Here is a 7,053-nt window from a genome sequence, read left to right on the forward strand (position 1 = left end):
GAACAGCAGAAACAGATCCTCGATACCATCTGTTATCGGGATATGGACGTCCCCCTGGACGAACAGCCCTTGGGGATACAGTTTTTCGCCCTTATACGGAACCTGGTGGTCACCGGGTACTACACCTCCAAGGTGGGCATAGCCGACCTTGGCTACAAGGGAAACTCGCCCAACGTTTGGGACGGGGTGCCCGATGAGGTGCTCAAGAAGCACGGCGTGGAATACGACCCCGAGTGGATCGCCAAATGTGTCGACCAAAGCAAAAGGAACGACATTGCCCAATGGGACGAAAACGGAAATTTATTGACATAAATGAAGGGCCGCTTTCTATAGCGGCCTTTAATTGTAACACCATATGGGGAAACCCATAGATTTAATTAAAACCGGAAAATGAAAAAAATCAGTGCATTTTTATTAATGGGGTTTCTTACCGTGTCTTTGTCGGCACAAGAGGTAGGGCTACAGTTGTACAGTTTACGAAATCAGTTTAAAACCGATGTTCCCGGAACTCTCAAGCTTATCGAAGGATGGGGAATCACAAAAATCGAAGGAGGGGATACCTATGGTCTCGCTTTGAAAGATTTTAAAAAGTTATTGAAGACTACCGGGCTTGATGTTGTAAGCGTTGGGGCCAAATTTGAAGAATTGGAAAACAATCCACAGCAAGTCGTGAAAAATGCCAAGGCCTATGGCGCCAAGTATGTAATGTGTGCCTGGGTACCCCACGATGATAATAAATGGGACTTGGAAGAGACGCAACATGCCTCAAAGGTGTTCAATGCGGCGGGGAAATTGCTGAAAAAGAACGGCATCACTTTGGCATATCATCCGCATGGATACGAATTTCGACCCTATGAAGATGGAACCTTGTTCGATTATATGGTTCAGAATGCTACGGACTATACCTTTGAATTGGACGTATTTTGGGCCCAACACGGGGGTGCCGATCCTTTGGCATTGATGAAGAAATACCCCTCAAAGTTTACATTGCTTCACTTGAAGGATATGGAGAAAGGGGTAAAAGGGAACAACACGGGCCAAGAAGATCATGAGACCAATGTCGTCTTGGGGCAAGGTCAAGTAGATATTGCCGGTATTGTTGCCGAAGCCAAGAAACTGGGCATCGAATATATGTTCATTGAAGATGAATCTTCAAGAGTGGTAGAACAGGTGCCACTTAGTTTAGAATACTTAAAAGGTCTGGATAAATAATCCCTTCCTTAAGATTGAGACTCCAAGCCCCACCTTAAAAGTGGGGCTTTGTCTTTTTGGAATAGAAACCGATACGCCTCGACCGATAACCGAGGGTGAAGACCGCCGTAAAATCAAATGTGTATTTGCGGATAGGTTCGTTTTTTCAAGGAAAAAATACCTATCTTATGCAGGTATAAAATCAATATACTACTTATGTATTCCCACCCCGTTAAGCCATATTTTGTAGGTCTCTGTGCGTTTATTTTACTGCTCTGTGGCTGTAATGAAAAAGGCCTTTCCGATAGTTACGATTTGGAAGGTACCTTACGCAAATGGCAGCCCGTGACCTTAACCTTCGATGGTCCACAGGTATCGGAGACCGATTCTATAAACCCGTTTTTAGATTATTCCTTGGTGGTCAATTTTTCAAATAAGGATACCACCTATAACGTTCATGGTTATTTTGCGGCGGATGGAGATGCGGCAAATTCCAGTGCCGATGCCGGAAACAAGTGGAGGGTGAAATTTTCACCCAATACCATCGGAACATGGAAGTTCAGGGCCTTCCTGATGGAAGGCAAGAATATTGCCGTCAAACAGTTTTCGCTTCCTAAAAAGAACGAAAGTATCTGGGATATAAATGGGGAATTTGAAGTACGTCCCGTAGACACTACCGCAGTCGGCTTCTATCGTACGGGAAAACTTGCTTATGACGGAACACATTACTTAAAACAGAGTGAAACCCATAAACCCTTTTTAAAGAACGGGGTCGGTAGTCCGGAAAACTTTTTGGCCTATTCAGAATTTGATGGCACCTACGATAACGGAGGTCCTGCGACCCCCACACTGAACGATGGCCTCCATCAATATCCGACACACGTTGACGACTGGAAGGAAAATGATCCCGTTTGGGGCGATGGTAGGGGCAAGGGGATGATCGGTGCCTTAAACTACCTCTCGGGCAAGGGCATGAACAGCCTTTATTTTTTGGTTATGAACGAAAATGGCGATGGCAATGATGTATGGCCTTGGATAGCACCTGATGAACAGACCCGATACGATGTCAGTAAATTAGATCAATGGGAAACCGTTTTTACCCATATGGACCGACTGGGCATGGCCATGAACGTATTTACCCAAGAAACGGAGAACGATACCGTTTTGAACAAGGGAGAACTTGGGCTGGAAAGAAAACTCTTCTATAAAGAACTTGTTGCGCGTTTTGGCCATCACTTGGGAATTGTGTGGAATTTGGGCGAAGAAACCAACCGTAGCCCCGAACAGCTCAAAAATTATGCCGATTATATTCGCAGTATAGACCCCTACGAACATCCCATAGCCGTACACAACCACGTTCGGGTTACCGGGGAACGTAGGGAAGGTAGGCCATTGGATCCCATTAAGGAAACGTTCACGCCCATGTTAGGGTATCGTAATTTTGAAATTCCTTCTTTACAGATGTACGATACTACCGAGGTACATAAAGAAGTAAAAAAGTGGTTGGACCTTTCTCGAAAAAAGAAAAAGCCGTGGGTGGTCTATCTTGATGAAATCGGTCATTGGGATATAGGTGTTACCACCGATACCGCGGCAAACAACAATCACGACATGGTGATGCGCAGCAGCCTATGGGGAAGCCTTATGTCGGGTGCGGCCGGTACGTCGTGGTATTTCGGGGGCAAGGACATTCCGAACAACGATATCTCGGCAGAGGACTTCAGGGCCCGCGATAACTGGTGGAATATCAGTGCAAATGCCAAGAAGTTCTTTGAAGACCATTTGCCTTTTGAAACGATGCAGTGCCATGACGAGCTTTTAAGTAACGATAAAGCCTATTGTTTTGCCAAGAAAGATGAGATTTACCTCGTATATCTTCCCAAGAACGAAACCACCGATCTGACCATCGGCGATGGGGCCTTTACCATTGCTTTTTACGACCCGAAAGAAGGGGGAATGTTGTACGATAAGCAAAATGAGGGATGGAAGATAACCAAGCCCAACAGTGTAGAGCTATCGGCCTATAATGGACAAAAAGGGAAAGATTGGGTAATTGTTATAGCTAGAAAGTAATATCTTGCGAATAAAGTTTAAAACCGAGAAACGGTAAGGTATCAAAGCAGGACAAGCCTTTTGTGCCAGACCGATAATTTATTTTTATGAGGAATTTTTATAGTGCGCTTATCTTGTTCCTATGTTTTGTAGGATGCAAGGAAACAACATCTGAAAAAAAGGAAGCCGAACAACATGTAATACCCTCTGCCCAAGCGGTAGATACCCTTCTAAAGGAAGAAAAAAAATCAGCCCCCAAAACCTTTCGCACCTTCGAAAATTTAGCCGATACCACCTTTGTTCGCCTAGCCGATTTTAGTGACGGTTTTGCATATGACCTGCGCTATGCCACCAAGAATAATTTTTTAAAGGAAAAAGTCTACGATTGTGCGGAGTGTTATACCCGTGTTAAGACGGCAAAAGCCCTATTGAAAGCGAACGAGGAATTTAAGAAGAGCGGGGTGCGGATAAAGTTTTTCGACTGCTACCGACCCAATTCGGTACAGTATAAGATGTGGAAGATCGTGCCCAACCCACAGTATGTGGCCAATCCTAAAAAGGGATCTATACATAATAAGGGCGGGGCGGTAGATATAACCTTGGAAACTTTGGAAGGGGAAGAGCTCGATATGGGGACCGATTTCGATTTCTTTGGAAAGCGCGCTTATCACGATAATTTTGATCTGCCGGAAAAGGTGTTGGCCAACCGTAAACTCTTGAAGGAAACCATGGAAAAACATGGGTTTTGGTCTATACGTACCGAATGGTGGCATTATAACCTAAAGGCCGGGTCAAACGACAAGGTGGCGAATTTCAAATGGAATTGTAATCAATAACGAGAATTAAGAAGATGAAAAAAATAACACTGTTTATTGTATTGGCTATGAGTGTAAACGCTTTTTCGCAAGACGCCATAATACCGTTATGGCCCGAAGACAAAATTCCCAACGCTGTGGCTTCTGACGAAAAGGAAGTCCATGAGCAAAAAGATATACTGCGTATCAGCAAGGTACAGGAGCCTACAATAGAAGTGTATTTGCCTTCAAAAAAGAACGCTACGGGGCAGGCTATGCTTATTTTTCCCGGAGGAGGATACCACATTTTGGCCTATGATTGGGAAGGTACGGATGTAGCCAAGTTTTTGAACAGTAAAGGCATTGCCGGCATAGTGGTCAAGTATCGTTTGCCTTCATCGGTATCTCAGACCAAGCAAGAAGACGTTCCGTTGATCGATGCCCAGCGTGCCCTAAGATTGGTGCGTAGCAAGGCCAAAACCTTTCATATCGACCCTAACAAAATCGGCGCTATGGGCTTTTCCGCTGGAGGACATTTGGCTTCCACTTTAGGGACCCATTTCGAAGAGAAGGTATACGCCCCAATCGATGCAATCGATGCCATAAGTGCCAGACCCGATTTTCTGGCGCTCTGTTATCCGGTAATAACCTTTGATCAATCATCGACCCACAAGGGGTCACAGTTTAACCTGTTGACCAAAAAACCTGAGCCGGGCGCACTCGACCGGTTTAGTAATGAAAAACAAGTCACGGCAAATACCCCACCTACATTTTTATTGCATGCAACGGACGACAAGGCGGTACCGGTAGAAAATAGCTTGGCATTCTACAAAGCCTTGGTGGAAAACGATGTTCCGGCTACCCTCCATATATATCCGACGGGAGGCCACGGTTTTTCTCTGGGACTAAAGGATCCCTATTTAAGAACATGGACGGACAACCTCTGTGAATGGTTAAGAAGCCTAGAGTAGGGTAACAAAAAAAACAGCAAGCCAAATAAGCTTGCTGTTTTTGTTATATCGGCATTCGATTTAGAATTCATACGCCCCTATATCTATAGATGCACCCTTTATTTCCCTGGGCTCTACACCATTTGGGGACTTAAATTGATATTCTAATTTTTTGACGTAGGCCGGAATTTCCATTCCTGCATCAATAGCTTTTGAACCGGTTTGCAGTTGATAGGCATTGGTGGGGTCGACTGAAAAGTCTTGATCCGGAACGATCATTTGCGCTACGGTTTCATATGACAGACTACCGCTGTTACAACGTTTTTGGTCTTCGCCGGTAAACCTGGTGCTATAGGCCGCTACGGTGGCATCGCTGATCAAATTATTGGAAAATAGGTCGACCGACCCCGAGTTTCTTAGTACGCTCACCTGTATATTGGGATCGCTACTATCGTTCTCATAGTAAAGGATATTGTTGAAGGTTTCCAAGGTGCCTTCGCAAAAGGTTAGGTCAAAAAACATCTTACGGTAGCTTGCTTTGTTGTTTCCTTTTAAAACAAAAGTATTGTTGTAGCAATACAAGGTTCCTTTTCTATTTCCTTTGCCATCGGGCGATGCGGAATCGACATCGTTTCCGTAATGTAAAATAGTACCGGCTCCCGAATTGCTTCCCTCTATGATATTACCGGCAAAATAAGTGGTTTTAAAGGAATCCAATTGAGGAAAGTAATCTACGGCGTTTTCTGTTTCGGCAAGGTTGATCTGTCTTGCTGCAGGGCCGATAAAACGATTGTACATGATAACATCCCCTGCCGACCGACTTTTGTAGTTTGCTCCATGGGAACCTTCTCGAACGGGGCCGAATTGATTTCCTATAGAAACAAGGCCATCCGCCTCGATATAAATATTGTGTTGTTGGGAAACGTTGAAGGTGCCATTGCCTTTAATGATGTTGTTGTTCAACCGTACATCTATCAAAGGGTCTTTAGGACTGTTATAGGCGCCGAAAATGCCATTTCCGTTATGAGTGATGATACAGTTGTTCACTTCTATATGGGCACCCCGCATATAAATACCGGAGGCGGCCCTTGAAAAGGGCTTTAGCTTTTCGGAACCCATTTCATATGTTTTTTGAGCGTCGTCTTCTTTATATTGATGCGCCCCTTGTATCTGTAGGTTGCTGATATTGATATACTCCGGATGGTTGTCGGCCGTTGCACTAATTATGACCATACCAAGATAGGCTATGGTAGAATTAAAATACGAACGGAGGTCAATGGGTCTTACCCTAGAATTTGTGCCGTCTAAAACAGGTAGTTTTCCATTTTCATCGGGAACCCCACAAACGCAAATCGGTTCGGTTTCAGTGCCTCGGGTACTTATGATGATACGTTCGTAATAGGGTTTGTCTTTTGCATAGATTCGAACGGCATCGCCAGGCCCTAAATTTTCGGTAGGGACATCGATAATGTTTTCATATTCTTTTCCCGGCCCGACTTCATAAAGTTTGCCATTGCCCTTGGTCTCGCAAATTTTTATGCTTCCGGTGCTAATATCCGGAGAATCGATTTCTTGCACATGGTTTTCTTCGTCCTTGGAACACGCGATGCAAAAAACCAAAAAGAAAATGTAGGTCAGTTCTTTTAGAGCGTACTTCATAAGTATGGAAGGTTTGGTTAAAAAAATAACAACGATTTGATAAAAAAGATGTTGCATAGAAAATCAAGGAATTCTTTAAAAAGAGGGTGGATTATCTAAATAACTTTTATATTTTTGCAATCCGATTTCGGGATGTAGCGCAGTCCGGTAGCGTACACGCCTGGGGGGCGTGTGGTCGCAGGTTCAAATCCTGTCATCCCGACAAATAGGGTATTAAAATTAATTTTTTAATACGTAAATAAATAAAAACCAGCAAAATGCATTTTTTGCTGGTTTTTTTATGCGCGTTTGTGGGCCTATTTTATTTAAGGTAATAATGGATCAAGTCATAAAGTTGTGGGATTTTATCTTTAGGCAAAAATATTAGTTAACCTAAATAAGAAGAACTCTACGTTTCTAACACCTCT

At 43.8% G+C, this 7,053-nt stretch carries 6 protein-coding genes and 1 tRNA gene; 6 read left to right on the top strand and 1 reads right to left on the bottom strand.

Features of this window, described 5'->3' with window-relative positions; translation table 11 throughout:
- The 5 genes from BW980_RS22000 to BW980_RS22020 all read left to right on the top strand — a co-directional run.
- Window positions 1-312, top strand: a 312-nt coding sequence (locus BW980_RS22000; RefSeq protein WP_139327771.1) for a gluconate 2-dehydrogenase subunit 3 family protein, incomplete at its 5' end; no start/stop codon positions are given.
- A 78-nt stretch (window positions 313-390) separates the two neighbouring features.
- Window positions 391-1,212 (top strand): sugar phosphate isomerase/epimerase family protein, encoded by an 822-nt coding sequence (locus tag BW980_RS22005; RefSeq protein ID WP_076457306.1) that lies wholly within the window; start codon window positions 391-393, stop codon window positions 1,210-1,212.
- Between the two features lie 195 nt (window positions 1,213-1,407).
- Window positions 1,408-3,264, top strand: coding sequence for a DUF5060 domain-containing protein (locus BW980_RS22010; protein ID WP_083690600.1), 1,857 nt, complete (start codon window positions 1,408-1,410; stop codon window positions 3,262-3,264).
- Between the two features lie 86 nt (window positions 3,265-3,350).
- Complete coding sequence (locus BW980_RS22015) at window positions 3,351-4,079, top strand: M15 family metallopeptidase (RefSeq protein WP_076457307.1); 729 nt, start codon at window positions 3,351-3,353, stop codon at window positions 4,077-4,079.
- 14 nt (window positions 4,080-4,093) lie between these two features.
- Window positions 4,094-5,008 (top strand): alpha/beta hydrolase, encoded by a 915-nt coding sequence (locus BW980_RS22020; RefSeq protein ID WP_076457308.1) that lies wholly within the window; start codon window positions 4,094-4,096, stop codon window positions 5,006-5,008.
- 60 nt (window positions 5,009-5,068) lie between these two features.
- Here the strand turns inward: BW980_RS22020 and BW980_RS22025 are convergent, their stop codons facing one another.
- The gene (locus tag BW980_RS22025; RefSeq protein WP_139327772.1) at window positions 5,069-6,646 is read right to left on the bottom strand and encodes a right-handed parallel beta-helix repeat-containing protein; all 1,578 of its coding nucleotides are present in this window, start codon (window positions 6,644-6,646) and stop codon (window positions 5,069-5,071) included.
- A gap of 128 nt (window positions 6,647-6,774) precedes the next feature.
- On the opposite strand from BW980_RS22025, the gene BW980_RS22030 reads away from it, so the two are divergent.
- Window positions 6,775-6,848, top strand: a tRNA-Pro gene (locus BW980_RS22030).
- The last annotated feature ends 205 nt before the right edge of the window (window positions 6,849-7,053 follow it).

It is taken from the genome of Zobellia uliginosa (genome assembly GCF_900156625.1).
GTDB classification, from domain to species: Bacteria; Bacteroidota; Bacteroidia; order Flavobacteriales; family Flavobacteriaceae; genus Zobellia; species Zobellia uliginosa.